General features: G+C 73.8%; 18 protein-coding genes, 2 tRNA genes and 1 pseudogene. 19 read left to right on the forward strand and 2 right to left on the reverse strand.

Annotated features, from left to right (window positions below; translation table 11 throughout):
- Positions 1 to 216: 216 nt before the first annotated feature.
- The 9 genes and pseudogenes from AB0K65_RS02370 (at position 217) to AB0K65_RS02410 (ending at position 10,887) form a co-directional block, all read left to right on the forward strand.
- Positions 217 to 1,914 carry a DUF2079 domain-containing protein gene (locus AB0K65_RS02370; RefSeq protein ID WP_365713426.1) on the forward strand — a complete coding sequence of 566 codons (1,698 nt, stop codon included), beginning with the start codon at positions 217 to 219 and terminating at the stop codon, positions 1,912 to 1,914.
- A gap of 260 nt (positions 1,915 to 2,174) precedes the next feature.
- On the forward strand, positions 2,175 to 3,353 hold the full coding sequence (locus tag AB0K65_RS02375; protein ID WP_365713428.1) for an acyl-CoA dehydrogenase family protein: 1,179 nt from the start codon (positions 2,175 to 2,177) through the stop codon (positions 3,351 to 3,353).
- Complete coding sequence (locus AB0K65_RS02380; RefSeq protein ID WP_365713430.1) at positions 3,350 to 4,432, forward strand: OB-fold domain-containing protein; 1,083 nt, start codon at positions 3,350 to 3,352, stop codon at positions 4,430 to 4,432. The genes AB0K65_RS02375 and AB0K65_RS02380 overlap by 4 nt, the downstream gene beginning before the upstream one ends.
- Before the next feature lies 1 nt (position 4,433).
- Positions 4,434 to 5,606 carry an acyl-CoA dehydrogenase family protein gene (locus tag AB0K65_RS02385; RefSeq protein WP_365713432.1) on the forward strand — a complete coding sequence of 391 codons (1,173 nt, stop codon included), beginning with the start codon at positions 4,434 to 4,436 and terminating at the stop codon, positions 5,604 to 5,606.
- A pseudogene (locus tag AB0K65_RS02390) lies at positions 5,603 to 5,971 on the forward strand (MaoC family dehydratase); the annotation flags it as partial. The gene AB0K65_RS02385 and the pseudogene AB0K65_RS02390, both read left to right, overlap by 4 nt.
- A gap of 191 nt (positions 5,972 to 6,162) precedes the next feature.
- Positions 6,163 to 7,329: a lipid-transfer protein gene (locus AB0K65_RS02395; protein ID WP_365713434.1), complete on the forward strand. Its 1,167-nt coding sequence runs from the start codon at positions 6,163 to 6,165 to the stop codon at positions 7,327 to 7,329.
- 52 nt (positions 7,330 to 7,381) lie between these two features.
- Entirely contained in the window at positions 7,382 to 8,359 is a 978-nt protein-coding gene (locus AB0K65_RS02400) for a DUF1906 domain-containing protein (RefSeq protein ID WP_365713436.1), read from the forward strand.
- A gap of 181 nt (positions 8,360 to 8,540) precedes the next feature.
- On the forward strand, positions 8,541 to 9,107 hold the full coding sequence (locus tag AB0K65_RS02405) for a SigE family RNA polymerase sigma factor (protein ID WP_365713438.1): 567 nt from the start codon (positions 8,541 to 8,543) through the stop codon (positions 9,105 to 9,107).
- Positions 9,108 to 9,240: 133 nt separating this feature from the next.
- Positions 9,241 to 10,887 carry a long-chain fatty acid--CoA ligase gene (locus AB0K65_RS02410; RefSeq protein WP_365713440.1) on the forward strand — a complete coding sequence of 549 codons (1,647 nt, stop codon included), beginning with the start codon at positions 9,241 to 9,243 and terminating at the stop codon, positions 10,885 to 10,887.
- Positions 10,888 to 10,981: 94 nt separating this feature from the next.
- Here AB0K65_RS02410 and AB0K65_RS02415 read toward each other — a convergent pair whose 3' ends face one another.
- Both AB0K65_RS02415 and AB0K65_RS02420 read right to left on the reverse strand, forming a co-directional pair.
- Positions 10,982 to 15,022 carry a PAS domain-containing protein gene (locus AB0K65_RS02415; protein ID WP_365713442.1) on the reverse strand — a complete coding sequence of 1,347 codons (4,041 nt, stop codon included), beginning with the start codon at positions 15,020 to 15,022 and terminating at the stop codon, positions 10,982 to 10,984.
- A 298-nt stretch (positions 15,023 to 15,320) separates the two neighbouring features.
- On the reverse strand, positions 15,321 to 15,776 hold the full coding sequence (locus tag AB0K65_RS02420; protein ID WP_365713444.1) for an SSI family serine proteinase inhibitor: 456 nt from the start codon (positions 15,774 to 15,776) through the stop codon (positions 15,321 to 15,323).
- A gap of 218 nt (positions 15,777 to 15,994) precedes the next feature.
- Here AB0K65_RS02420 and AB0K65_RS02425 point away from each other — a divergent pair.
- From AB0K65_RS02425 to AB0K65_RS02470, 10 genes are all read left to right on the forward strand, one after another.
- A tRNA-Ser gene (locus AB0K65_RS02425) sits at positions 15,995 to 16,085 on the forward strand.
- A 217-nt stretch (positions 16,086 to 16,302) separates the two neighbouring features.
- Positions 16,303 to 16,375 (forward strand) — tRNA-Arg (locus AB0K65_RS02430).
- A 330-nt stretch (positions 16,376 to 16,705) separates the two neighbouring features.
- On the forward strand, positions 16,706 to 17,053 hold the full coding sequence (locus AB0K65_RS02435; RefSeq protein ID WP_365713446.1) for a hypothetical protein: 348 nt from the start codon (positions 16,706 to 16,708) through the stop codon (positions 17,051 to 17,053).
- 155 nt (positions 17,054 to 17,208) lie between these two features.
- Positions 17,209 to 17,574: a PH domain-containing protein gene (locus AB0K65_RS02440; RefSeq protein ID WP_365713448.1), complete on the forward strand. Its 366-nt coding sequence runs from the start codon at positions 17,209 to 17,211 to the stop codon at positions 17,572 to 17,574.
- A gap of 132 nt (positions 17,575 to 17,706) precedes the next feature.
- The gene (locus tag AB0K65_RS02445) at positions 17,707 to 18,711 is read left to right on the forward strand and encodes a Bro-N domain-containing protein (RefSeq protein WP_365713450.1); all 1,005 of its coding nucleotides are present in this window, start codon (positions 17,707 to 17,709) and stop codon (positions 18,709 to 18,711) included.
- A gap of 130 nt (positions 18,712 to 18,841) precedes the next feature.
- The gene (locus tag AB0K65_RS02450) at positions 18,842 to 19,741 is read left to right on the forward strand and encodes a DUF2797 domain-containing protein (protein ID WP_365713452.1); all 900 of its coding nucleotides are present in this window, start codon (positions 18,842 to 18,844) and stop codon (positions 19,739 to 19,741) included.
- A 380-nt stretch (positions 19,742 to 20,121) separates the two neighbouring features.
- A complete protein-coding gene (locus AB0K65_RS02455; RefSeq protein ID WP_365713454.1) occupies positions 20,122 to 21,075 on the forward strand; it encodes an amidohydrolase family protein in 954 nt (317 codons plus the stop codon).
- A 101-nt stretch (positions 21,076 to 21,176) separates the two neighbouring features.
- Positions 21,177 to 21,914: a response regulator transcription factor gene (locus AB0K65_RS02460; protein WP_365713456.1), complete on the forward strand. Its 738-nt coding sequence runs from the start codon at positions 21,177 to 21,179 to the stop codon at positions 21,912 to 21,914.
- 5 nt (positions 21,915 to 21,919) lie between these two features.
- The gene (locus tag AB0K65_RS02465; RefSeq protein ID WP_365713457.1) at positions 21,920 to 23,491 is read left to right on the forward strand and encodes a HAMP domain-containing sensor histidine kinase; all 1,572 of its coding nucleotides are present in this window, start codon (positions 21,920 to 21,922) and stop codon (positions 23,489 to 23,491) included.
- Between the two features lie 26 nt (positions 23,492 to 23,517).
- A partial coding sequence (locus AB0K65_RS02470; protein WP_365713458.1) for a bifunctional glycosyltransferase family 2/GtrA family protein occupies positions 23,518 to 24,921 on the forward strand: 1,404 nt, incomplete at its 3' end.

A 24,921-nucleotide genomic window follows, 5' to 3' on the forward strand; every position in this document is an offset into this window, starting at 1 on the left:
GAGCCCGCTGGTCTTCGCCGTCGCAGTGGCCCCGTCCGGACTGGTCGGCGCAGTGAGGCTGGGTCTTCCCGCACGCAGCGTGCGGGTGCGGGAACCGCACCCGCCTCCCGAGGGAAGCCATGGTGCGAAGCGTCGGCCGGCGCGGCCGGGCGGGGGTTCCTGTCGTTCCACCCCTCTCGCGCGGTGGCCGGGCGGGGGCCCAGTAGGGTCCCGCGCATGGGGATCCGATCGGGGTGGGCGCAGTGGCAGGGGTCCGTCCAGGTGCCCGGCCCGCGAGGCGGTGGGGAAGCGGGGGCGGTCGAGGCGGGGCGTGGCCGTCGGGAGGAGGCCGGGGAGAGCCGTCGGGCGGCGGGCGGGGAGCCGGTCGGGGCCAGGGGCGGCGGCCGGTGGCGCGGGGTCGCGTCGGTGCTGCTGTGCTTCCTGGTGTGCTGCGGGCTGGGGTTGCAGTCCTGGACGGCCCTGCGGGTGACCGGTTTCGACCTCGGGATATTCGACCAGGCCGTACGCGCCTACGCGGACTTCGAACTGCCCAGGTCGCCCATCAAGAACGTGCACCACGAGTTCCCGCCGGACTTCTCGCTCCTCGGCGATCACTTCACCCCCGCCCTGGCCCTCCTCGCGCCGCTCTACTGGGTCTGGGACGACCCGCGGACGCTCATCGTCGCCCAGGCCGGCCTGTTCGCCGTCGGGGTGCCGGTGGTCCGGCGGATCGCCCGCCACTGCTTCGCCGGGGCGGCTCCCGAGGTCGTGCGCCGGGCGGCCGATCTCGCCGGGCCGGCCTACGCGCTGGGGTGGCCGCTCCTGAACTCCTCGTACACCGGCTTCCACGAGGTGGCCTTCGCGGTGCCGGTCACGCTCCTGATGCTGGAGCGCGGGCTGGCCCGGCGCTACGGCGCCGCGGCGCTGTGGGCGGTCGCGCTGTGTCTGACCAAGGAGGACATGGGACTGGTGGCCGGGGCGTTCGGCCTCGTCCTGGCGGTCCGCGCCCACCGCGCGGGCGACCGCACCGGACGCGCCGTGGGGGCCGCGCTGGCGGTCGCGGGGCCGGCGATCTCGGCCTTCGTGATCGTCCGGTTCCTGCCCGCCATGGGCAGCCCTCCCGGCTATTACTGGTCCTACGGCCGCCTCGGAGCGGATCCGGGTGCCGCGCTGGCCCGCGTCCTGACCGAGCCGTGGCTGGTCCTCCAGGTCGCCGTGACCCCCGCCGTCAAGATCGCCATGCTGGCCTGGATCCTCGGCACCCTGGCGCTGCTGCCGGTCGGCTCGCCCACCTTCCTGCTCGCGGTGCCCCTGCTGGCCGAGCGGGTGCTGTCCGACAACCCGAACCACTGGCCGGTGATCAACCACTACGACGCCTTCCTGTGGCCGATCCTCCTCACGGCGGCCCTGGAGACCCTCGCCCGCCTCCACGGGCGCGGCGCCCGGCGCCACACCCTCGTACGGTGGTCGGCGGGCGCGGCGTTCGTCCTCTCCTCGGCGGCGGCCGTCGGCCTCGGGCTCGGCCTCCTGGTGAACCCCGGCTCCTGGCAGCCCCGTCCGGACAAGCGCGCCCTGGCCGTGGCGGCCGAGCGCATTCCCGACGGCGCGACCGTGGAGGCGGACAACACCGTCGTCCCGCGGCTCTCCGCCCGTACGGACGTAATCCTCGTCGACGCCACCCCGCGCGGCGCCGACTGGGTGCTCCTGCGGGTGGACGAACGCACCTTCCCCTTCGCCACGATCGCCGAGCAGCGGCAACGCGTCGCGCTCCTCCTGGACCACGGCTACCGGGAAGTCCTGCGCCAGGACGGTGTGGTGCTGCTGCACCGTGTCCGGCCGGTTCCGGTCCCGGGCGCGCGGCTGCCGGGGCCGGACAGCGTCCCCGTCCGCGAGAAGGTGCCCTCGGACGTGGGCAGCGGGCTCTTCCAGAGGTAGTCGGCCCGTCGGCCGGCCTGCCTGCCGGCCCTTCCGGAGGCAGGGAGGGAGGCGCCTCGGCCCTCCGGCCCCTCGGTGAGGGTCGCGTGGTCCGCGCCCTCGCGCACGTCTCCCCGCCGCGCCCGTACGCGCGTTCCGTCGCGCGCCCCGACCGTCTTACCCGCCTTACCCGTACGCGCGTCCCGCCGGTGACCTTGACAGAGGTCACTTATCTGACGGACAGTCAGAAAACTCGTCGCCGAACCGGGAGGCCCGTCGTCGTGCACCTCGCCCCGACCGAGCGGCAGCTGCGGCTGCGTGCCGAACTCCGTGCCTACTTCCGCGCCCTGATGCCCGACGGCCCCCCGCCCGCCACCGACACCGCCGCCCAGCGCTCCCTGCTGCGCCGGATGGGCGCCGACGCCATGCTGGGGCTCGGCTGGCCACGGGAGTACGGAGGGCAGGGCCGCGGCGCCGACGAGCAGTTCGTCTTCTTCGACGAGGCCTACCGGGCCGGCGCCCCCGTCTCCATGGTCACCCTCAACACCGTCGGGCCGACCCTGATGAAGTACGGGACCGAGGAGCAGAAGGCCGCCTTCCTGCCGGCGATCCTGCGCGGCGAACTCGTCTTCGCCATCGGCTACAGCGAGCCCGAGGCCGGTACCGACCTGGCCTCGTTGCGGACCCGGGCGGTGCGGGACGGCGACTCCTGGCTGATCGACGGACAGAAGGTCTTCACCTCGAACGCCCAGAACGCCGACTGGGTCTGGCTGGCCTGCCGCACCGACCCCGACGCGCCCAAGCACCGGGGCATCTCCATCCTCCTCGTCCCGACGGACGCCCCCGGCTTCTCGTGGACACCGATCGAGACCGTCGGCGGGCTGACCACGACGGCGACCTACTACGACGGCATCCGCGTGCCGGCCGGCCACCTCGTCGGGGAGGAGAACGCCGGCTGGAGCCTGATCACCAACCAGCTCAACCACGAACGCGTCGCCCTCGCCGCGATCGGCATGCAGGCCGAGGACTTCTTCCGGTCCGCGCTCCGCCGGGCCCGTGACCCCGACCCGGTGACCGGGTGCCGCCGCCTCGACGAGCCCTGGGTCCGGATCCGGGCTGCCGAGGCCCATGCCCGGCTTGCGGCGACCCGCCTGCTGAACTGGCGCCTTGTCGCCGACGTGGGGTCCGGCGGGCTCGCCCCGGGCGACGCCGCCGGAGTGAAGTTCGCCGGCACCGAGTCGGCGGTCGAGGTGTACCGCATCTGCCAGGAGATCACGGGCGAGGCCGGCCTGGTCAGGGCGGGATCGCCCGGCGCGGTCGACGGCGGAGAGCTCGAGCGGATGAACCGCGCCGCGCAGATCAACACCTTCGGAGGGGGCGTGAGCGAGGTGCAGCGCGAGATCGTGGCCACGATGCGGCTGGGCATGGGACGTACGCACAGGGGAGAGGGACGTCGATGAGCGCCGACTCCATCCACGCGCGAGGGCTCCCGGGACCCTCGGGCCCGGGCGCCGTCCTTCCCGGCTCGACGACCGGTCCCGAGGCCTCCGTCGCCGGGCTCCCTGACCCGTACGAGCGGCTGAGGTCCTACGAAGGCCGCGCCGCCGTCACCGGAGGCATCGGCAAGGACCCGGTCAACGAGCCGATGATCCGGCACTGGTGCGAGGCCATGGGCGACACCCATCCGGCGTACGCGGGACCGGACGCCGTCGCCCCGCCCACCATGCTCCAGGCGTGGACGATGGGCGGCCTCTCCGGCCACACCGGCCGATCCGGGGCGTACGACGAGCTGCTCACCCTCCTCGACACCGCCGGGTACACCTCCGTCGTCGCCACCGACTGCGAACAGGAGTACCTGCGGCCCCTGCGTCCGGGAGACCCCGTCACCTTCGACGCGGTGATCGAGTCGGTCTCGGAACGCAAGACCACGAAGCTCGGGACCGGGTACTTCGTCACGACCCGCATGGACGTCCGTACGCGCGGCGAACTCGCCGGCACCCACCGCTTCCGCATCCTCAAGTACGCCCCTCGGAGAGCCGGGCAGGAAGCCGCGAAGCAGGGCGGGCAGGAAGCCGGCGAGCAGGGCGGCAAGCAGGCCGCTGATGAGGGGGTGCGGGTGGCGCGGCGGCCCCGGCCCGTGATCAATCGGGACAACGCCGGCTTCTGGGAGGGCGTCGCCGCGCACCGGCTGCTCGTCCAGCGCTGTGGTGCGTGTGCGACCCCGCGCTTCCCCTGGCTGCCCGGCTGCAACGCCTGCGGCTCGCAGGAGTGGGACACCTTCGAGGCGAGCGGGGCCGGAACCGTCTACTCGTACGTGGTGATGCACCACCCGCCGTTCCCCGCCTTCGACCCGCCCTACGCCGTCGGCCTGATCGAACTGGCCGAAGGCGTCCGCATGGTCAGCAACGTGGTCGGTGTGCCGTACGACAAGGTGCGGATCGGGATGCCGGTCCGGCTGGAGTTCCTCCGGGCGGACGAAGAGCTGGAGTTGCCCGTCTTCCGGGCGACGGCGACGGAGACGGTGGGGGGTGAGGGCTGACATGGACTTCACCGCGACGGAGGAGCAGACCGCCGCCGCCGGGCTGGCGGCGCGGATCTTCGGCGATCTCGCCACGCACGAACGGCTCGCCGCGGCCGGCACGGACTCGGACGCGGAGCTGTGGAAGGCCCTCTGCGCGGCCGGGCTGCCGGAGGCGGTCGGGGAGGCCGGGCTGCTGGGCCTGGTACTGCTGGCCGAGGAGCAGGGGCGGACGACCGCTCAGGTGCCGTTCACGGCGAGCTGTGTGTACGGGCTCCTCGCCGTCGCCCGCCACGGTACGAAGACGCAGCGCGCCCGGCTGCTGCCGGGCTTCGAGGACGGTACGTCGGTGGCGACCGGTGCCTTCCCCGCCACGGGGGCCGTACGCGTCGGCCCCGACGGGCGCCTTTCGGGCGAGGTGGCCTGGGTTCCCTGGCTGAGGGACGCGACGCACGTCCTCGTACCGGACGACGAGCACACCCTCTGGCTGGTCCCCGTCGCCGAGGAGATGGCTGCGCGAGAGACGGAGGAGGTGGGTGAGGCTGGAAAGAGAGAAGAGGTGGGTGAGGCCGGAGAGGCGCTAGGAGTAGTCGGGACGGGTGAGGCTGGAGAGGCGCCAGGAGTAGCCGGGGCGGCCGGGGCGCCGGCGGTGGTCGTCACGCCCGTCGAGCTCACCGCTCCCTGGGCCGCCGGCCGGCTCGTCCTCCACCGTGCGCGCGGCGAGCGGCTCGGCGGTCCGGGGTCGTACGAGGACGTGCTGGCCATGGCCCGGATCGCCTTCGCCGGGCTCCAGGCCGGGGTGTGCGCGGGGTCGCTGGCCCGGGCCGTGGCCCACACCTCCGCCCGGGAACAGTTCGGGCGCCCGCTCGCCACCCGCCAGGCGGTGCAGCTGCGGGCCGCCGACGCCCACATGGACACCGAGGCGATCCGGGTCACCGCCTACGAGGCGGCGTGGCGGCTCGACCACGGTCTGCCGGTGGAGGAACAGGCGCTGACGGCCGCCTGGTGGGCCTCCGAGGCCGGAAAGCGGGTCGTCCACGCCGGGCAGCATCTGCACGGCGGCACGGGCGCGGACCTCGACCATCCGGTGCACCGGCACTTCCTGTGGGGCAGGCAGCTCGACGCGTACCTCGGCTGCGGCACCGCGCTCCTCGCCGAACTCGGCGGCCTCCTCGCGAACGGAGAACCGACGTGAAGGCCGGGGACGAACTGCCGCCGCTGGACATCCCGATCACCCGCACCCTGATCGTCGCCGGGGCCGTCGCCTCCCGCGACTACCAGGACGTGCACCACGACGCCGAACTCGCGCGGGAGAAGGGCTCTCCGGACATCTTCATGAACATCCTGACGACCAACGGCCTGGTGGGGCGGTACGTCACCGACCACTTCGGGCCCGGCGCCGTGCTCCGCAAGGTGGCGATACGACTGGGCGCGCCGAACTACCCGGGCGACACGATGACGCTGACCGGCACCGTCACGGAGGTCGACGGCACCACGGCCCAGGTCCGGGTGACCGGCGCCAACGGCCTCGGGCACCACGTCACCGGCACCGTGACCCTCCACCTGGCCGAGAGCCCGCCCTCACGCCCGCCCCGAAGCCGGTACGAGAGCCCGCTCGCGCGTCCGTACGCGCCCCCGCCCCACAGCCCGTACGCGAGCCCCTCCGCCGGCCCGCCCGCGGGCCCGGACACGACCCCGCCCGCGGGCCCGCTCCCTGCCCCTCCCCCGTCCCGCGGCCCGGGAGGCCCGGCATGAGCGTCCGAGGGGTCGACGCGCTCGGGGGCCGCGCCGCCATCGCCGGCATCGGCGCGACGGAGTTCTCCAAGAACTCCGGCCGCAGCGAGCTGAAGCTCGCCGTCGAGGCCGTGCGGACGGCCCTCGACGACGCCGGGCTCACACCCGCCGACGTCGACGGCATGGTCACCTTCACCATGGACACCAGCCCCGAGATCACCGTCGCCCAGGCGACCGGCATCGGCGAGCTGTCCTTCTTCTCCCGCGTCCACTACGGCGGCGGGGCCGCCTGCGCCACCGTCCAGCAGGCCGCCCTCGCCGTCGCCACCGGCGTCGCCGAAGTCGTCGTCTGCTACCGCGCGTTCAACGAACGCTCAGGCCGCCGCTTCGGCTCCGGCGTCCAGCAGCGCGAGCCTTCCGCCGAGGGCGCCGCCCTCGGCTGGCAGCTCCCCTTCGGGCTGCTCACGCCGGCCTCGTGGGTCGCCATGACAGCCCAGCGGTACCTGCACACCTACGGACTGACGCCCGACGCCTTCGGCCATGTCGCCGTCACCGCCCGCCGGCACGCGGCCCGCAACCCCGCCGCCTACTTCCACGGGAAGCCGGTCACCCTCGCCGACCACGCCGCCTCCCGCTGGATCGTGGAGCCGCTGCGCCTCCTCGACTGCTGCCAGGAGACGGACGGCGGCCAGGCGATCGTCGTCACCTCGACCGAACGGGCCCGCGGCCTGCGCCGTCCTCCCGCCGTGGTCCTCGCCGCCGCCCAGGGCGCCGGCCGCCGTCAGGAGGCGATGACCAGCTTCCACCGTGACGACCTGACCGGCCTCCCGGAGATGGGGGTGGTGGCGCGGCAGCTGTGGCGGACCTCGGGGCTCGCACCGGCCGACATCGACGTCGGGATCCTCTACGACCACTTCACGCCCTTCGTCCTGATGCAGCTGGAGGAGTTCGGCTTCTGCCGGCCCGGCGAGGCTGCGGACTTCGTGGCGGAGGACGCGCTGCCGCTGAACACCCATGGAGGGCAGCTCGGGGAGGCCTACCTGCACGGCATGAACGGCATCGCCGAGGCCGTGCGGCAGGTGCGCGGCACGTCCGTGAACCAGGTGCCCGGCGCCGCCAGGACGCTGGTCACGGCGGGCACCGGGGTTCCCACGTCCGGGTTGATCCTGGGCTCGGACGGCTGAGGGGAGGGCCCGAGCGGTGGCCGTGCGGGGCGGGTGGCTCTTCACTCACCCCATGGACAGCTCTCAGGACGTGACGGGGCCTCACGACCGTTCGGCGCGGCCCCGTCACCGTTCGGTACCGCCCCACCGCCGGTCCCTACGGGCGCGGACGACGGTCCCGGCCCTGGCGGCCGCGCTCACCGCAGCCGTGCTCCTCGCCCCGGCGACGGCGCCCTCGCCCCCGGGCCCGTCCCTGGCCGGACCGGCCGCTTCCGCACCGGCCGCCGCCCCGGGAGCCCCGGCGGCCCCCGGCGCCCCTGCCCGGGCCCCGTACCGCCCCTTCGCGGGCAAGGCCTTCGACACCTGCGAGGCGCCCTCCCTCGCCGTGATGAAGGCGTGGCGCGCCTCGCCGTACCGGGCCGTCGGCATCTACTTCGGCGGTCGCGGCCGGGGCTGCCTCACCCAGCGGCATCTCACCCCGGACTGGGTCGCCTCGGTCCACGCCCTGGGCTGGCGGCTCCTGCCGCTCTTCGTCGGCTCGCAGGCGCCGTGCGTCTTCGCCGAGCACAAGAAGGACGTCCCCATCGGCCGCACGCCCTGGCTCCAGGGCACGCGTGAAGGGGCGGACGCCGTGAAGGCGGCCCGCGCCCTGGGCATCGGACCGTCCAGCCCCCTCTACCTCGACATGGAGGCCTACCGCATCACCGACCGGGCCTGCGCCGACACCACCCTCCTCTTCGTCCGTGCGTGGAACCGCGAGGTCCGCCGTCTCGGCTATCTGCCCGGCTTCTACAGCAGCGTCGAGACCGGCATCCGCCACATGGAGAAGGAGCGGACGGAAGGGACCGGAGACCTTCCGTCGGTGCTCTGGTTCGCCCGCTGGCGCGGCACCCCGGCGCTCTACACGGAGCCCGTCCTGCCGTCCTCGGCCTGGCGGGAGTACGGGCGGATCCACCAGTACGCGGGCAATGTCACGGAGTCGTACGGCGGGAGCCGCATGGTGATCGACCGCAACTCGGTCGACGCCCCGGTCGCCGAGGTCCTTCCCTGACCCCGGTTCCGACCCGCGCCCGGTTCCGACCCCCCGGCCGGGCACCCCGACCCTTACTCGGGCAGGGCACCGGCTCCACCTTCAGGAGGTCCAGCCATCCCCACCCCTACAACCTGAGGCGGAGTGCGGGTCGGGACCTGGGGCCGATCCCCCGGCATCTCCCCGCTCCTAGCGTGGAGTCATGACTCCGCCACCTTCTGGCCCCGTCTGCGCCGGCGCCTCCACGGCCGCCCTGGGGGCCGCCGCGACCACCGGCTACCCGTCCTTCTCCTCGTACGTACGGGCCCGTGGCCCCGTGCTGCTGCGCACCGCGCGCTCGCTGACGGCGAACCCGTCGGACGCCGAGGACCTGCTGCAGACCGCGTTGGCCAAGACCTTCGTCGCCTGGGAGCGGATCGAGGACCACCGCGCCCTGGACGGTTACGTCCGCCGCGCGCTTCTGAACACGCGTACGTCCCAGTGGCGCAAGCGCAAGGTCGACGAGTTCGCCTGCGAGGAGCTGCCCGAGCCGGCCGGACTTCCCGAGCCGGACCCGGCCGAGCGGCAGGTCCTGCACGACGCCATGTGGCGCGCGGTGATGCGGCTTCCCGACCGGCAGCGGGCGATGGTCGTCCTCCGGTACTACGAGGACCTGAGCGAGGCCCAGACGGCCGAGGTGCTCGGGGTGTCGATCGGCACGGTCAAGAGCGCGGTGTCGCGGGCTCTCGGCAAGCTCCGCGAGGACCCGGAACTGTCCCCCGTACGGTAGGGGCAGCCCCTCTCCGGCGCTCCTGCCAGTCATCACTGGCAATTCACGTACTCCCGGGTAGTGACATACCGCGTGGTATGTGCGCAGAATCTCCACACCCTTACTGCCACGTAGCGCCCACCGGGAGGACGCCGTGCTGAGCACCATGCAGGACGTACAGCTGACCGTGACCCGCATCCTGAAGCACGGGATGACGATCCACGGAAAGTCCCTGATCACCACCTGGACCGGTGATCCCGAGCCGCAGCGCCGCACCTTCGCGGAGACGGGGGCGCGCGCGACCCGGCTGGCCAACGCCCTGCGCGACGAGCTCGGAGTCACCGGCGACCAGCGGGTCGCCACCCTGATGTGGAACAACGCCGAACACGTCGAGGCGTACTTCGCGATCCCGTCCATGGGCGCGGTCCTCCACACCCTCAACCTGCGCCTTCCCCCCGAGCAGCTCGTCTGGATCGTCAACCACGCCGCCGACCGCGTGGTGATCGTGAACGGCTCCCTGCTGCCCCTCCTCGCCCCGCTGCTCCCCCACCTGCCGACCATCGAGCACATCGTGGTGTCGGGTCCCGGCGACCGTTCCGTCCTCGACGGTGTGACGCCCCGGGTGCACGACTACGACGAGCTGATCGCCGGCCGCCCCACCACCTTCGACTGGCCCGAGCTCGACGAGCGCTCCGCCGCGGCCATGTGCTACACCTCCGGCACCACCGGCGACCCCAAGGGTGTCGTCTACTCCCACCGCTCCATCTACCTGCACTCGATGCAGGTGAACATGGCGGAGTCGATGGGCCTGACCGAGAAGGACACGACCCTCGTCGTCGTCCCGCAGTTCCACGTCAACGCCTGGGGCCTGCCGCACGCCACCTTCATGACCGGCATCAACATGCTCATGCCGGATCGTTTCCTCCAGCCCGCCCCCCTCGCCGAGATGATCGAGCGCGAGAGGCCGAGCCACGCCGCCGCCGTCCCGACCATCTGGCAGGGCCTCCTCGCCGAGGTCACCGCCAACCCGCGCGACCTGTCCTCCATGCGCCAGGTCACCATCGGCGGCGCGGCCTGCCCGCCCTCCCTCATGGAGGCGTACGACAAGCTCGGCGTCCGCCTCTGTCACGCCTGGGGCATGACCGAGACCTCCCCGCTCGGCACCATGGCGCACCCGCCGGCCGGGCTCAGCGAGGAGGAGGCGTGGCCCTACCGCGTCACCCAGGGGCGCTTCCCCGCGGGCGTCGAGGCCCGTCTCGTCGGCCCCGGCGGCGAACACCTGCCGTGGGACGGGGAGTCGGCCGGCGAGCTGGAGGTCCGGGGCACCTGGATCGCCGGAGCGTACTTCGGCGGGATCGACGGTGAGGCGATCCGCCCCGCGGACAAGTTCAGCGAGGACGGCTGGCTGAAGACCGGAGACGTCGGCGTCATCAGCCCCGACGGCTACCTCACGCTCACCGACCGCGCCAAGGACGTCATCAAGTCCGGCGGTGAGTGGATCTCCAGCGTCGAACTCGAGAACGCGATCATGGCCCACCCGGAGGTCGCCGAGGCCGCCGTCGTCGCCGTACCGGACGAGAAGTGGGGTGAGCGCCCGCTCGCCACCGTCGTCCTCAAGGAGGGCGCGACGGCCGACTACGCCGCGCTGAAGGCGTTCCTCTCGGAATCGGTCGCCAAGTGGCAGCTGCCGGAGCGCTGGGCGATCGTGCCGGCCGTGCCCAAGACGAGCGTGGGCAAGTTCGACAAGAAGGTGATCCGCAAGCAGTACGCGGAGGGCGAGCTGGACGTCACGCAGCTCTGACGCGGCTGTTCCCGCGGCTGCGGGAAGAGGAGGGGGAGGGGGCGTCCGGCCCCCTCCCCCTCGTCGCGTTCCGTACGGCCGGGCCGGACCGGGTCTAGTTGGTCCCGATCTTCGCCAGCAGGTCCACGATCCGGGCCTGCACCTCGTCGCTCGTCGACCGTTCGGCCAGGAAGAGGACCGTCTCGCCGGAGGCCAGCCTCGGCAGCTCCGCCTCGTCGAGACCCGCGGAGGTGTAGACGACGAGCGGGGTGTGGTTCAACTGTCCGTTCGCCCGCAGCCAGTCGATGATCCCGGCCCGCCGCCGGCGCACCTGCATCAGGTCCATCACCACGAGGTTCGGCCGCGTCTGCGTGGCCAGCGTGACCGCCTCGGTGTCGGTCGCGGCCCGCGCCACCTGCATCCCGCGCCGCTCCAGGGTCGCGGCGAGCGCCGTTGCGATCTCCTCGTGCTCCTCGATGAGCAGGACGCGCGAGGGATGCTGTTCGCTGTCGCGGGGCGCCAGCGCCTTCAGGAGCACGGCCGGGTCGGCGCCGTAAGCCGCCTCCCGTGTGGCCTGGCCGAGCCCGGCGGCGAGCAGGACCGGCACCTCGGCGGCGACGGCGGCCCGGCGCAGAGACTGCAGGGCGGTGCGCGTGATCGGGCCGGTCAGCGGGTCGACGAAGAGCGCGGCCGGGAAGGCGGCGATCTGGGCGTCCACCTCCTCGCGCGAGTGCACGATCACCGGGCGGTAGCCGCGGTCGCTCAGCGCCTGCTGCGTGGCGACGTCCGGCGCGGGCCAGACGAGCAGACGGCGCGGGTTGTCCAGCGGCTCGGGGGGCAGCTCGTCGTCGACGGGCTGCGGCAGCGGCCTGTTCGCGACCTCGACCGCGCCCCCGGGGCCGTCGAGCGGCTCGGGCCCCTCGGCGGAGCCCTCGGCGGGCGCTCCTATGGCGTACGCGCGCCCCTCGGGGGCGGGGGGTGCGAGCTTGTGCGCGGGGGCGGCGGGCTGGGGGTGCGGCCTGGCCGCCGGATCCGCGGCTGCTGGGGCGGCCGCGGCGGCCGCGGACGGCCGGTCGCCCTCCGGCGGCGTGGCGAGCTTGCGGCGCCGCCCCGAACCGTTGGACCCGTTCGTCCCGTGGGGCACGTACGTTCCCGCTCCGGGAGTGGTTCCCGGGCTGGTTCCGGTGCCGGTGGTGGTGGTCTGGCTCGGCGCGCTCTGCTGCGCGGCCGACTGCTGGGCCGACTGTTGGGCCGCGATCTGCTGGGCGAAGGGCACGCCCTGCCCGAGCGTCCGGACGCTGAACGCCCGCCCGCCCTGCGTCCGGTCCTTGGGAACCTGCTCGCCCGGCGTCTGCTCGCGCGGGACCGGTGCCTCGGCGGGCAGCGGCTGGGCCGGCGGCAGAGGTACGGAGCCGGTGGAGGTCCCGGCCTCCTGGGCGAGGCCCGGGCCACCCGGGGCGCTCGAGGTGACGGCCGAGGCGTCCGGGACGTCGGCCGCCCGGCGACGGCCGGTCGGCTCGCCGACCGGCTGCGTCTGCGCGTACGGCTGAGGGTGCGAGTGTTCAGGCGTGAGACCGGTGTCCGGCAGGGACGGCACGGCCTCGTGTCGCCCCTCGTCGCTCACGGGAAGCGGCGCCGACGGCACGGACGGGCCCTGCGCGGCCCCCGTGACCGGAACGGGCTGCTGGTGCTGGTGAGCCGGGGCCGCGGGCTCGGGCTGCGTGTCCGTGTCCGGGTCGGCGTCCGCCGGCGGCAGCGCGAACGGCGTACGCGGTCCGGCCTCGGCCGCCGCGGCCCGCTCCTGCGCGGCCGCGAGCGCGCGCCGCCGTCGCCCGGTGGGCTGCGCCGCAGCGCCGCCCTCCTCGGGGCTCGCGACGGCGGGCAGGGCACGGGCCAGGGCGGGCGCGGAAGCCTCGACCGGGACGCCTTGCGGAGGCACGGTCTCCCCGAGCGCGGCACGTCCCTGCGCGCTCTCGGCCGCGGTCACCACGGAACCCTCGGCGGGCCTGCCACGGCGGCGCCCGGTGGGCCCGGCCGGGTCGGCCGCGACCACGGCGGAGTTCGGGACGGCGTCGGGGGCCGTACCCGAGTTCTGGGACGGGATCAGCTCGGCCGGGGTCCCGGCATGGGGCGTGGCGGGCGCCTGCGCCGACTCCGTACGCCCGCGGCGGCGCCCCGTCGGCCCGGGGCCGTCCCCGGGGGCCACCGGACTGTCGAGGAAGGCGTCGGTGGACGCGCGTCGGGCTCGCCGCCGGCCGCCGCCCTGGGTCTCGGACGCCTGCGCGGGCAGCGCGAGCTGCCCCGCCGCGGGCCCTTGCTCGGCGCCGGCCGTCTGGCCCGCGCCGGACCCCTGGCCCGGCTGGACCGCGCCGGGCCCCTGGTCCGTGTGGACCGCGCCGGACCCCTGGCCCGCGTCCGTTCCCTGGCCCGCCTGGACCGCGCCGGACCCCTGGTCCGCCTGCGCTTCCCGACCCGCCCGCACTCCAGGGGCCGCCTGGAGCTCCGGCCGCGCCGGCCCGGCAGGCGAGGAGGCGACCGTCCCCCGGCCGGCGCCGATCGGCACCTCCAGGACGTACGCGCTGCCGCCCGTCCCCGGCACCTCGTGCGTCTGCACCACACCGCCGTGCGCCGCCACGATGCCGCGCACGATGGGCTGGTGGACCGGGTCGCCGCCGGCGTACGGCCCACGGACCTCGATCCGTACGACATCGCCGCGCTGCGCGGCCGCCACCACGATCGTCGAGTCGGCGTACCCGGCTCCCGGGACGACCCGGGCCTTGCCGGTCGAGTCGACCCCGGCCACGTCCGCGACGAGATGGGCGAGCGCGGTCGCGAGGCGTCCCGCGTCCACCTCCGCCTCGATCGGCGGCGCGTGCACGGCGAACTGGGCCCGCCCCGGCCCGATCAGCTCCACGGCCCCGTCGACACCGGCGCTCACGGCCGAGTCGAGCAGCACGACGCCCTTGTCGAGCGCCTCCGCCCCGGCGTCCAGCCGCTGGTAGCCCAGGACGTTGTCGACGAGGGTGGTCATCCGCGCGTACCCGGCGGCCAGGTGGTGCAGCAACTGGTTGGCCTCGGGCCACAGCTGCCCGGCGTCGTCGGCGGCCAGCGTGGAGAGCTCCGTGCGCAGCTCCTCCAAGGGGCCGCGCAGCGACTCGCCGAGGACGGCCGTCAGCTGCTCGTGCCGGGCGGCCAGCGCCTCGTACCGCTCCTTCCGGCCCGCCAGCTCCGCCTCGTACCGCTCCTTCTCCTGCGCCAGCTCGGCCTCGTGCCGCTCCTTCAGCCGCTCCAGTTCGGCGGCGTGGCGTTCGGTGAGACCGGTGACTTCGGCGGTGCTCTTCTCGACGAGCTGTTCGTACGGCCGGCGGTCGGTGAAGGTCATCACGGCGCCGACGAGCTGGTCGCCGTCCCGGACCGGGGCGGTCGTCAGGTCGACCGGCACCCGCGAGCCGTTCTTCGCCCACAGCACCTGGTTGCGGACCCGGTGCTTGCGGCCCGACTTGAGCGTGTCGGCGAGCGGCGACTCCTCGTACGGGAACGGCTCGCCGTCCGGACGCGAGTGCAGGATCAGCGGGTGCAGCTCCTTGCCGCCGAGGTCGCTGGCGCGGAAGCCGAGGATCTGCGCGGCGGCGGGATTGACCAGGACGACCCGGCCGTCGGTGTCCGTGCCGACGACGCCCTCCGCCGCGGCGCGCAGGATCATCTCGGTCTGGCGCTGCGAGCGGGCCAGTTCGGCCTCGGTGTCGAGGGTGCCGGTGAGGTCCCGCACGACGAGCATGAGCAGCTCGTCGCCGGTGTAGCCGCTGTAGGAGTCGTAGGCCTCGCGCCCGTCCTCCAGACTGGCGCTGGTCACCTCGACGGCGAACTCGCTGCCGTCGGTACGGCGGGCGATCATCCGGGTCGGCTTGGTGCGGCCCTGCTCGTCGGTGCCCTCGGGCAGCCGCATGGAGCCGGGGATCAGCCGGGAGTCGAAACCGGGCAGCAGATCGAGCAGCCCGCGCCCGACGAGCGCGGTGCCGGGGGTCTCGAACATGCCGAGGGCGATGGTGTTGGCGTTGACGACCGTGCCGTTGCAGTTGACGAGCACGAGGCCGTCGGGGAGGGCGTCAAGTATGGCTGCGAGGCGAGCAGCGCCTCGGGATGGCCTGCTGCTCACGACGACGCTTCCTCCCTGACCCACTGCACCTTGCCTGGCGGCCGGCCGGGCCCATCTTGCCCCTCGGGCCGCGGCCTGTCACTGAAGGAGTCTAAAGGCAGGCCCGGTGGGCGGGGGGCGTGGTCTCATGCCTCCGGCAGGATCCGAACGCCATCCTCACGCGATCGCCGCACGTCACCGCGGCGCGCGATCGCCGCGGGGCGCGCCGGCGCACGTCCGCGCCGAACGTCCGTACCGGGCGCTGTCCCCGCCCCGCCGCCCTCGCGCGGCGTCACCGGGCCGTCGTCGCCGCCCGCCGTCACCTCACGCGGGGCAGGACGGGCTCCAGGTTCTCCCAGCGGTCGATCTCGCATCCGTCGGCACGCGAGAACCGGGCGTCGACGCGACGGCCCTGCCAGGTCCCCTCGACGTGGGCGACGGCGGGTCCGCCGTACTGCTGCGTGCAGAACCGGTCCTTCCCGACCGGCTCGAACGGGTCCTGTCCCTTGTCGGCGAGCTGCCCGAGCCGTCGGCAGGCGTTGTGGGCGGCGGGGTGGTCCCCGCCGGCCTTGGCCCCGCACTCCAGCCGGAAGGTGCCGTCGGCCTCGCGGTGACCGCTCTTGGCGATGGTGACGGTGAGCGCGTCGGGTGCCGAGAGCAGCGGCAGGGGCGGAAGGGGCCCGTCGAGCAGGGCGGTGGTGGCGGTGGCGGGGGTGGTGCCGGCGAGGGTCGCGACAGCGGTGGCGACGGTCGCGAAGACGAGGCGGCGCAGCATACGAACTCCAGGATGGCGGGCTGAGGGCTACGGGTTGGGGCCCCGTCTCCTCTAACGCTCCGTACGCCCGTTCGTTGCGCAAGCGCAGGGCGCGACGAATGCGCCGACGGGCTTTGCCCTCCGCCCCGGAGGGCTAGTACGGTGAGAAGCGATTGGTGACACCCGGCCCGCCTGTGTCATCATCTGCACGCACGATCCGCGCTCGCGCGGAAGTGCATGGAGGCGTCGCCTAGTCCGGTCTATGGCGCCGCACTGCTAATGCGGTTTGGGTCTTAAAGCCCATCGAGGGTTCAAATCCCTCCGCCTCCGCACCACCCGAAGCCCCGGCCCACACGGCCGGGGCTTCGGCCGTTCCCCGGCCCGTCCGCCCCCGGCCCGTTCACCCGTCCGGCGGGCATGGCGCACCCCCGGAATGATGTTTCCGCAGGTCAGAGGGGGTGGAGCTAATGGATTTCGCGCTACGGCGCAGGTCATGTAATGTTGTTCTCGCAACGCCGACCGGCAAGAAAAAAGCCGGGAAGCACAAGCACTCGTAGCTTAACGGATAGAGCATCTGACTACGGATCAGAAGGTTGCAGGTTCGAATCCTGCCGAGTGCACAGCAGGCCGGAGGCCCCCTGGACATCGTCCAGGGGGCCTCTGACATCAGCGGGTGACATCAACGTCCACGAGCAGGCCGATCAAGCGGCCGGTGACTTCCCGGACGCTTCGCCCTTTTCTCGTCGGCGTCGTCCATCCGATCGGCTGCCGCCCCGAGCGTCGTCTGCGGGACGTGGGCGCAGGTGTCGAGCGTCATCGTGATCGTGCTGTGCCCGAGCGGTCTCCATGAGGAGCCGGGCGTCCATGATCGGGGGGCTTGCTTCGCTGACGGACCGCAGCAGCGGCGCAGTAGACTCCGCTCCCTCGGTTCAGCGCGCTGGGGGGGCGTCGTGGCACGTGGTGACAACAGCTCGACGAGACTGCGGCGTGTCGACTTCGGCGTAACGACGCTGTTCGGCGCCGTGTATGCCAGCGCGTTGTTCCTCGTCGTGACGGGCTTCACCGTGGAACCGAGTGGCTGCGGAGGCCGCTTCCAGGCCGCGTGTTCGGCCGGTATCTACTGGCGCCTTGGTGTCGGCTTCGGTCTCGCCGCGGTGGTGGGGCCTGTGCTGTTCAAGGTCCTGCCGAATGTTCCGTTCGAGCAGGGTGTCGGCCGGAGGGCGGCTCTCGCCGCGATGTCGCTGGGTGCGACGGCCGGTATTGCCCTGACCTCGGCGGTTGTTCGAGTGGTGGCCTAGGGCGTGTTTCGAAAGTCCCGCCGGAGTGCGACAGCCCGCGTGAGGTTCTCTCGAACCGCGTGCCACCGCCGTGCGCCCGCACGCGCCTGCCGTCCCTCCACGCGGGCGAGATAAGGTCCGAAGATCCTTTTGTCGTTCTTCTTGGGGGGTCCCACATGGCGCTGTTCGGGAACGCGCACGCGATCGATCCGGCACAGGCCCAGCAGGATTACGCCCGGCTGCTCGGACAGGGCGAGCAGATCCACGCCGCGTACCTGCTGATCCGCGACACCATCTTCTTCACCGACCGGCGGCTCGTGCTCGTCGACAAGCAGGGCATCACGGGCAAGAAGGTGGAGTACCACTCGATCCCGTACCGGAGCATCACGCACTTCGCCGTCGAGACCGCCGGCACCTTCGACCTCGACGCCGAGCTGAAGATCTGGATCTCGGGCAACTCCATGCCCATTCAGAAGACCTTCACCAAGGGCGTCGACATCTACGAGGTGCAGGCCATCCTCACCCAGTTCGTGGCGCGGTAGCCCGCGCCCCGCACACGAGGCGCGAGGCCCCCTGGTTCCCAGGGGGCCTTCCTCTTTCGGGTGAACGTCCGCCCATTTGCATGTCAGTTGAATATGCCATCGGCCTAGCTTCGGTCGTGGAGGTGAGGCTCGATGGACGAGCAGCTCGGACAGCGGGACGCGATCGACGTCGACGACTTCGTGTACGCGGCCACGGGGGCGCGTATCCGGCGGCTGACGATGCCCGACGGGACGCACTGGTTCCCGGCGGCGGACGTGGCCGGAGCACTGGGATACGCCGACACCCGCGGGGCCCTGAGCTCCACCGTCCCCCCACAGCACACCGCTTCGCTCGCCGATCTCGTACGAACCGCCGCGTCGGCCACGTCCGCCGTGCCGGCCGGGCCCGAGGGGCGCACCGACGCCGCGCGAGAGAGCGCGGCCGCCCAGGGGCTCGGGCGATCCGCGCGCATGGTGAACCTCCAGGGGCTCGTCCAGCTGGTCAACGGCTGCGCCGAGCCCTCCGTCGCCCCCTTCAAGGCATGGGTCGGCGACCTCGTCGCCGCCCTGCAGCGGGACGGCTGCTACGCGCTCGACCCCTCTCCCGCCCACCCCGGGTACGTCATGCCGCAGGAGATGGTCGACATCATCGTCCGGCTGGAGGAGCGGAACCTGCGGCTCGGAGCGGAGTTCGCCGCGCACGACGCGGAGCAGGAGGCGGAGCAGGACGCGGAGCAGGAGGCGGAGGACGGCGCCGGGCGTCCCCCGAAGCACGAAACGGAGCGCGACGAACTGCTGCGCGAGGCCCGGCGCGTCCAGCGCGCGACGGCCCGGGCCCTCTCCCGTCTCACCGAGTCCCTCGAACGCCGCCCCTTCCCCGCCCAGCGCACCCGCCCCCCGATGACCCCCGAGGAACTCCTCGACGCCTGGCACACCGACCGCCTCCCCGTCACCGGCGACGTGCACGCCGTCGCCTCCTATCTCGCCCCCGCCCTCGTGCGCGGCGGCGCGCGGTACCGGCTGGAGGACATCGCCCGGCGCACCGGCCTCGCCGTCGAGCGGGTACGGGCCGGTGTGGAGCTGCTCGTCGAGCGGGGGTGCGTGCGGCAGGCCGGGGCGTCGGCCGACGGCGCCCTGATCTTCGTCCTGCCCGAGTGAGGACCGGCCGCTCGCCCGGGTGACGAACCGCCGGCCAAGGCCTCGGATTCGGTCGGCGCAAGCCCCGGCAGCGGTCGGCGAGCCCCGGCAGCGGCCCGGCGTGGCGCAGACTGGTGGCCGGGGATCGATCGTGGATCCGGACGACGGCAGGGCGGAGAGCACGCGCGTGGTGTGGCGGTGTGCCGGGTTGCGGTGGATCGGAGGAGCGCCCGGCCTCCGGTGGGCGGGCGGGCGCGTCTCCCCGCTCGCGTACGGGCAGCGGATCGCCTTCCGGGCCGTCGACGGCCGACGATGCCCCGGCCCCCGGGGCAACCCCTGCCCCCTCGCCGCGACCGTTCCCGCGCGGAGCACCGGCGGCCTCTGCGCCGAGTGCGCCCGTCTCGACCGGCTGCGTTCCGTCGCGGCGGACACCGTCGTCGACGACCCCCAGCCCTACCGCGTGTACCTCGCCTGGTTCGGGCCCGGCATGACCAAGGTCGGGATCACCGCCGAAGCCCGCGGCGACGCCCGGCTCCTGGAGCAAGGGGCCGTCGCGTACGGCTGGCTCGGACGCGGCCCTCTCATGGCCGCCCGGCGGACCGAGGAAGTCCTCCGGCACGCCCTCAAGGTGCCGGACCGGATCCCGTACGCGCGCAAGCGAGACGTACGGCACGACCTGCCGCCCGCTCCCGAGCGGGCCCGGCAGGTGGAGGAGCTGTACCGGCAGGTCATGGCGGTGCCCGGCTGGGCCGAGACGCTGGAACCGGCGGACCTGGAGGTGCGCGACCACGCGGAGGCGTTCCGGCTCGACGGGCTGCCGCCGCCCTCCGGGACCGTGACCGCCCTCGCCGAAGGCGGCGTCGTCGCGGGCCGCCTGCTCGCCGCCGCCGGCCCCGATCTGCACCTGCTCGACGCGGCGGAGCGCTGCCTCGTCCTCGACACCCGCCTCCTGGGCGGCTGGGGGCTCGCTTCGGCCGACCCCGCCGCACCCGTCTCCGTGCCGGTGGCCGGCAGCCGGACCGTACCGCCGGACCAGGACGGGCTCTTCTGACGGGGTAGCGGGAGGGGAGGAGGAACGGTGTGCGCCGGGGACGGCCACCGTCGGTCGGGGACGGCCGACCTCCCTCGACCGGGTCGCTCCCGGGACGGCCGCCGTCGGCCGGAGGCGCCTGAGGACGCCAGCCTCCGTCGACCGGGTCGCTCCCGGGACGGCTGCCGTCGGCCGGAGGCGCCTGAGGACGCCGGCTTCCGTCGACCGCAACGCTCCCTGAGACGACCGCCTTCCGCTGGAGGCATCGAAGGACGCCCGGCCGCCGTCGACCGGGTCACCCCCCAGGGACGCCCGCCCTCGGCCGGGCCCCTCGGCCGGTCACCGCCGTCGGACCGCTCGCCTCTGGACAGGCGCGGCCCTCCCGGACCAGGGTGATCCGCATGACCCAGAGCCCCCTCCCACCGCACGTCACGGACGAGCCGACGGACGTTCCCGTGGACGCGCCGCCCCGGGACGACGAGGTGCCGAGGCGTTTCGTCGAGGCGCTCGGCCTCCCCGGGCTGGTCGACGTCCACACCCACTTCATGCCGAAGAACGTCCTCGACAAGGTCTGGGCCTACTTCGACGCCGTAGGCCCGCTGACCGGCATGGAGTGGCCCATCACCTACCGCGAGGAGGAGGACCGCCGTGTCGAGCTGCTGCGCGGCTTCGGCGTGCTCGCCTTCACGTCGATGCTCTACCCGCACAAGGCCGGCATGGCCGGGTGGCTGAACGGCTGGGCCGCCGACTTCGCCGCCCGGACCCCCGGCTGTCTGCACACCGCCACCTTCTACCCGGAGGCGGAGGCCGCCGGCTACGTGGACATGGCCCTGGCGTCCGGAGCCCGGGTCTTCAAGGTGCACCTCCAGGTCGGCGGCTTCGATCCCGGCGACCCGCTCCTCGACCCCTGCTGGGGACTGCTCGCCGAGGCGGGCGTGCCGGTCGTCGTCCACTGCGGCTCCGGGCCCGCCCCCGGCGCGTACACCGGTCCCGGACCCATCGGGAAGGTGCTCGCCCGCCACCCCCGCCTGCGGCTGATCGTCGCGCACATGGGGATGCCCGAGTACGCCGACTTCCTCGACCTCGCCGAGCGGTACGCGGGCGTCCACCTCGACACGACCATGGCCTTCACCGATTTCAGCGAGCGGCTGGCGCCCTTTCCCGCCGAGGAGCTGCCGCGCCTGCGCGCCCTCGGCGACCGGATCCTCCTCGGGTCCGACTTCCCGAACATCCCCTACCCGTACGCCCACCAGCTCCACGCCCTCGAACGGCTCGGGCTCGGCGACGACTGGATGCGCGGGGTCCTCCACGGCAACGCGGCCACACTCTTCGGCCTGCCCCTGAGTCACCCCTGAGTGAGTGACCCCCGCGCGACGTCCGGCGGCCGGTAGCCGTTCTCAGGCAATTCACAGGGAAGGGCAAGGGTGCTCTCAGCACCTCCGGCCAGCGTGGCAGCATGACCGCGACCACGCCGCGACGGCGCACCGACATGATCCGGCCCGACGGCTCAGCCGTCCGCGTCCTCGTCGTGGACGACGAGGCGTCACTCGCCGAACTCCTCTCCATGGCCCTGCGGTACGAGGGCTGGCAGGTGCACAGCGCCGGCGACGGGGCCGGGGCCCTGCGCGTCGCGCGGGAGTTCCGGCCCGACGCGGTGGTCCTGGACGTGATGCTGCCCGACATGGACGGCCTCACCGTCCTCGGCGGGCTGCGGCGCGAACAGCCCGACGTCCCCGTCCTCTTCCTCACCGCCAAGGACGCCGTCGAGGACCGGATCGCCGGGCTGACGGCGGGCGGCGACGACTACGTCACCAAGCCGTTCAGCCTGGAGGAGGTCGTCGCGCGGCTGCGCGGGCTCATCCGGCGTTCCGGGACCGCGCTGGAGCGCAGCGAGTCCCTCCTCGCGGTCGGCGACCTCACCCTCGACGAGGACAGCCACGAGGTCACCCGCGGCGGAGCGTCCATCCACCTCACCGCCACCGAGTTCGAGCTGCTGCGCTATCTCATGCGCAACCCTCGCCGGGTGCTCAGCAAGGCGCAGATCCTCGACCGGGTGTGGTCGTACGACTTCGGCGGGCAGGCGAACGTCGTCGAGCTGTACATCTCCTACCTGCGGCGGAAGATCGACGCCGGACGGTCCCCGATGATCCACACCCGGCGCGGCGCCGGCTACCTCATCAAGCCGGGGGAGTAGCGCCGGTGGCCGGACCCCGCGGGCCGTGGTCGCTGAGGACGCGCCTGGTGGTCTCGGCCGTCGCCCTGATCGCCGTCGTCGCCGCCGTGATCGGGACGGTGACGACGTTCGCCTTCCGCTCCTACCTCTACGACCAGGCCGACGCCCAGCTGCGGAACGTCGCGAACCGGGCCGCCGGGCCCCCGACCAGCCTGCCGGGCCTGCCCGGCGTCGACGGCTCGCGCGACCCGCTCGGCTTCGTCGTCGGCCCCGGCGCCCCGCTCGGCACGCTCGGCGCGGCGGTCGTCGACGGCGAGCTGGGGACGGCCGAACTCTCCGAGCCGCCGGAGCAGGGTGCGTACGGCCCGGCGTACAAGGTGCGCGCGCTGGACGACGCCCAGCGCGCCGCCCTCGCCGCCGTCCCGCGCGACGGCGAGCCGCACACGGTCGAGCTGCCCGGCCTGGACGACGCCTACCGGGTGCGGTACGCCGCCGGGGAACGCGGCGACTTCCTCGTGGGGCTCCCGCTCGGCGACGTCGAGGACGCCCTCTCCACTCTGATCCTCGTCGAGGTGAGCGTCACCGGCGCCGGACTCGTCGCCGCCTCCCTCGCGGGCGGCGCGATGGTCGGGATCGCGCTGCGGCCGCTGCGCCGGGTCGCCGCCACCGCCACCCAGGTCTCCGAACTTCCCCTCCACAGCGGTGAGGTGGCCCTGCCGCAGCGGGTACCGGAGGCGGAGGCCGACCCGCGGACCGAGGTCGGCCAGGTCGGTGCGGCCATCAACCGCATGCTCGACCACGTCCACTCCGCGCTCCACGCCCGGCAGCGGAGCGAGACACGGGTGCGGCAGTTCGTCGCCGACGCCGGCCACGAGCTGCGGACGCCCCTCGCGTCGATCCGGGGCTACGCCGAGCTGACCCGGCGGGGCCGCGAGGAGTGCGGTCCCGACACCCGTCACGCCCTCGGCCGGATCGAGTCCGAGGCGACCCGGATGACCGGCCTGGTCGAGGACCTGCTGCTGCTCGCCCGGCTGGACACGGGACGCCCCCTGTCGTACGAGACCACGGAACTGACACCCCTGGTCGTGGACGCCCTGAGCGACGCCCGCGCGGCCGGCCCGGACCACCACTGGCGGCTCGTACTGGACGGGCCGGGCGAGGACTTCGCGGCATCCCGGGACGCCGCCGTCGTCGTCCGCGCCGACGGTGCCCGGCTGCACCAGGTCCTCGTCAACCTCCTCGCCAACGCACGTACCCACACTCCGCCCGGCACCACCGTCACCGCGCGCGTACGCGGTCTGCCCGGCCAGGCCCTGGTCGAGGTGGAGGACGACGGCCCGGGAATCCCCGCCGCGCTCCTGCCGCACGTCTTCGAGCGCTTCGCCCGCGGTGACGCCTCCCGCTCGCGCCAGGCGGGCAGCACGGGACTCGGGCTGGCGATCGTCCGGGCCGTCGCGCTCGCGCACGGCGGTGAGGTGAGCGTCGACAGCGTCCCCGGCCGGACCGTCTTCACCGTCCGGCTGCCCCGCGACGACGACGCCTGGCGAGCCCCCGGGAACGACTCACAGGCAGGGCACAGGCTCATCACACAGCCGTGACAGCGGCCCTCGCGAGGGTCTGTCCCATGCGAACCCGATCGACCACGGGGCCCACGTCCGGCACCCTCCCCACCCTCCCCGCCAGGGAGCACCTCCCCGCCAGGATGCACCTCCCCGCCGGTGCGGCCGGGCGGCCCGTCCTCGACGTGGTGATTCCCGTCTACAACGAGGAGAAGGACCTGGAACCGTGCGTGCTGCGGCTCCACGACCACCTCTCCCGCACCTTCCCCTACGGCTTCCGCATCACCGTCGCCGACAACGCCTCCACCGACCGCACCCCGGCCGTCGCGGGCGCCCTGGCCGCCGCGCTGCCCGAGGTGCGTTCCGTACGTCTGGAACAGAAGGGCCGCGGCCGGGCGCTGCGGACCGTCTGGTCGCACTCGGACGCGCCCGTCCTCGCCTACATGGACGTGGACCTGTCCACGGACCTCAACGCGCTCCTGCCGCTCGTCGCGCCCCTCATCTCCGGGCACTCCGACCTGGCGATCGGCTCCCGTCTCGCCCGCTCCTCCCGGGTCGTGCGCGGGCCGAAGCGGGAGTTCGTCTCGCGGGCCTACAACCTCATCCTGCGCGGCTCGCTGGCCGCCCGGTTCTCCGACGCGCAGTGCGGCTTCAAGGCGATACGGGGCGAGGTGGCGCAGCGCCTGCTGCCGATGGTCGAGGACACCGGCTGGTTCTTCGACACCGAGATGCTGGTCCTCGCCGAGCGGGCGGGGCTGCGCATCCACGAGGTGCCCGTCGACTGGGTCGACGACCCCGACTCCACCGTCCACATCGTGCGGACCGCGACCGACGACCTGAAGGGCGTCTGGCGCGTGGGCCGTGCGCTGGCCACCGGCTCGCTGCCGCTCGACCGGCTCGCCCGCCCCTTCGGGGACGACCCGCGCGACCGGCGACTCGCGGGCGTGCCGGGAGGCCTGGCCCGCCGGCTCGTCGGGTTCTGCGTCGTGGGCGCGCTGTCCACCCTCTTCTACCTGGCGCTGTACTCGGTGTTCCGGGTCGGCCTGAGCGCCCAACTCGCCAACGCCGGGGCCCTCCTGGTCTCGGCGGTCGCCAACACCGCCGCCAACCGGCGCCTCACCTTCGGGGTCCGGGGCAGGGACCGGGCCGTCCGGCACCAGGCGCAGGGGCTCGTCGTCTTCGGCATCGGACTGGCGCTGACCAGCGGTTCGCTCGCCGCGCTCGCGGCGGCGACCGGGGACCCCGCCCACTCCACGGAGCTGGCGGTCCTGATCACGGCCAATCTGGCCGCGACCGTCCTGCGCTTCCTGCTCTTCCGGCTCTGGGTCTTCCCGGACCGCCGCACGGACGACACCGTCGCCCCTTCCCCCTCCTCTGCCTCGTCCCGCACGGCGACCGCCTCCGCCTCCGGCTCCTCTGCCTCGTCCCGCACGGCGACCGCCTCCGCCTCCGGCTCCTCTGCCTCGTCC

This window comes from Streptomyces sp. NPDC053755 (assembly GCF_040677675.1).
Taxonomy (GTDB): domain Bacteria; phylum Actinomycetota; class Actinomycetes; order Streptomycetales; family Streptomycetaceae; genus Streptomyces.

Coding starts and splice junctions, on each gene's coding strand:
- AB0K65_RS02370 (WP_365713426.1), top strand. CDS start 217: ATGGGGATCCGATCGGGGTGGGCGCAGTGGCAGGGGTCCGTCCAGGTG.
- AB0K65_RS02380 (WP_365713430.1), top strand. CDS start 3,350: ATGAGCGCCGACTCCATCCACGCGCGAGGGCTCCCGGGACCCTCGGGC.
- AB0K65_RS02385 (WP_365713432.1), top strand. CDS start 4,434: ATGGACTTCACCGCGACGGAGGAGCAGACCGCCGCCGCCGGGCTGGCG.
- AB0K65_RS02395 (WP_365713434.1), top strand. CDS start 6,163: ATGAGCGTCCGAGGGGTCGACGCGCTCGGGGGCCGCGCCGCCATCGCC.
- AB0K65_RS02400 (WP_365713436.1), top strand. CDS start 7,382: ATGGACAGCTCTCAGGACGTGACGGGGCCTCACGACCGTTCGGCGCGG.
- AB0K65_RS02405 (WP_365713438.1), top strand. CDS start 8,541: ATGACTCCGCCACCTTCTGGCCCCGTCTGCGCCGGCGCCTCCACGGCC.
- AB0K65_RS02420 (WP_365713444.1), bottom strand. CDS start 15,776: ATGCTGCGCCGCCTCGTCTTCGCGACCGTCGCCACCGCTGTCGCGACC.
- AB0K65_RS02440 (WP_365713448.1), top strand. CDS start 17,209: ATGGCGCTGTTCGGGAACGCGCACGCGATCGATCCGGCACAGGCCCAG.
- AB0K65_RS02445 (WP_365713450.1), top strand. CDS start 17,707: ATGGACGAGCAGCTCGGACAGCGGGACGCGATCGACGTCGACGACTTC.
- AB0K65_RS02455 (WP_365713454.1), top strand. CDS start 20,122: ATGACCCAGAGCCCCCTCCCACCGCACGTCACGGACGAGCCGACGGAC.
- AB0K65_RS02460 (WP_365713456.1), top strand. CDS start 21,177: ATGACCGCGACCACGCCGCGACGGCGCACCGACATGATCCGGCCCGAC.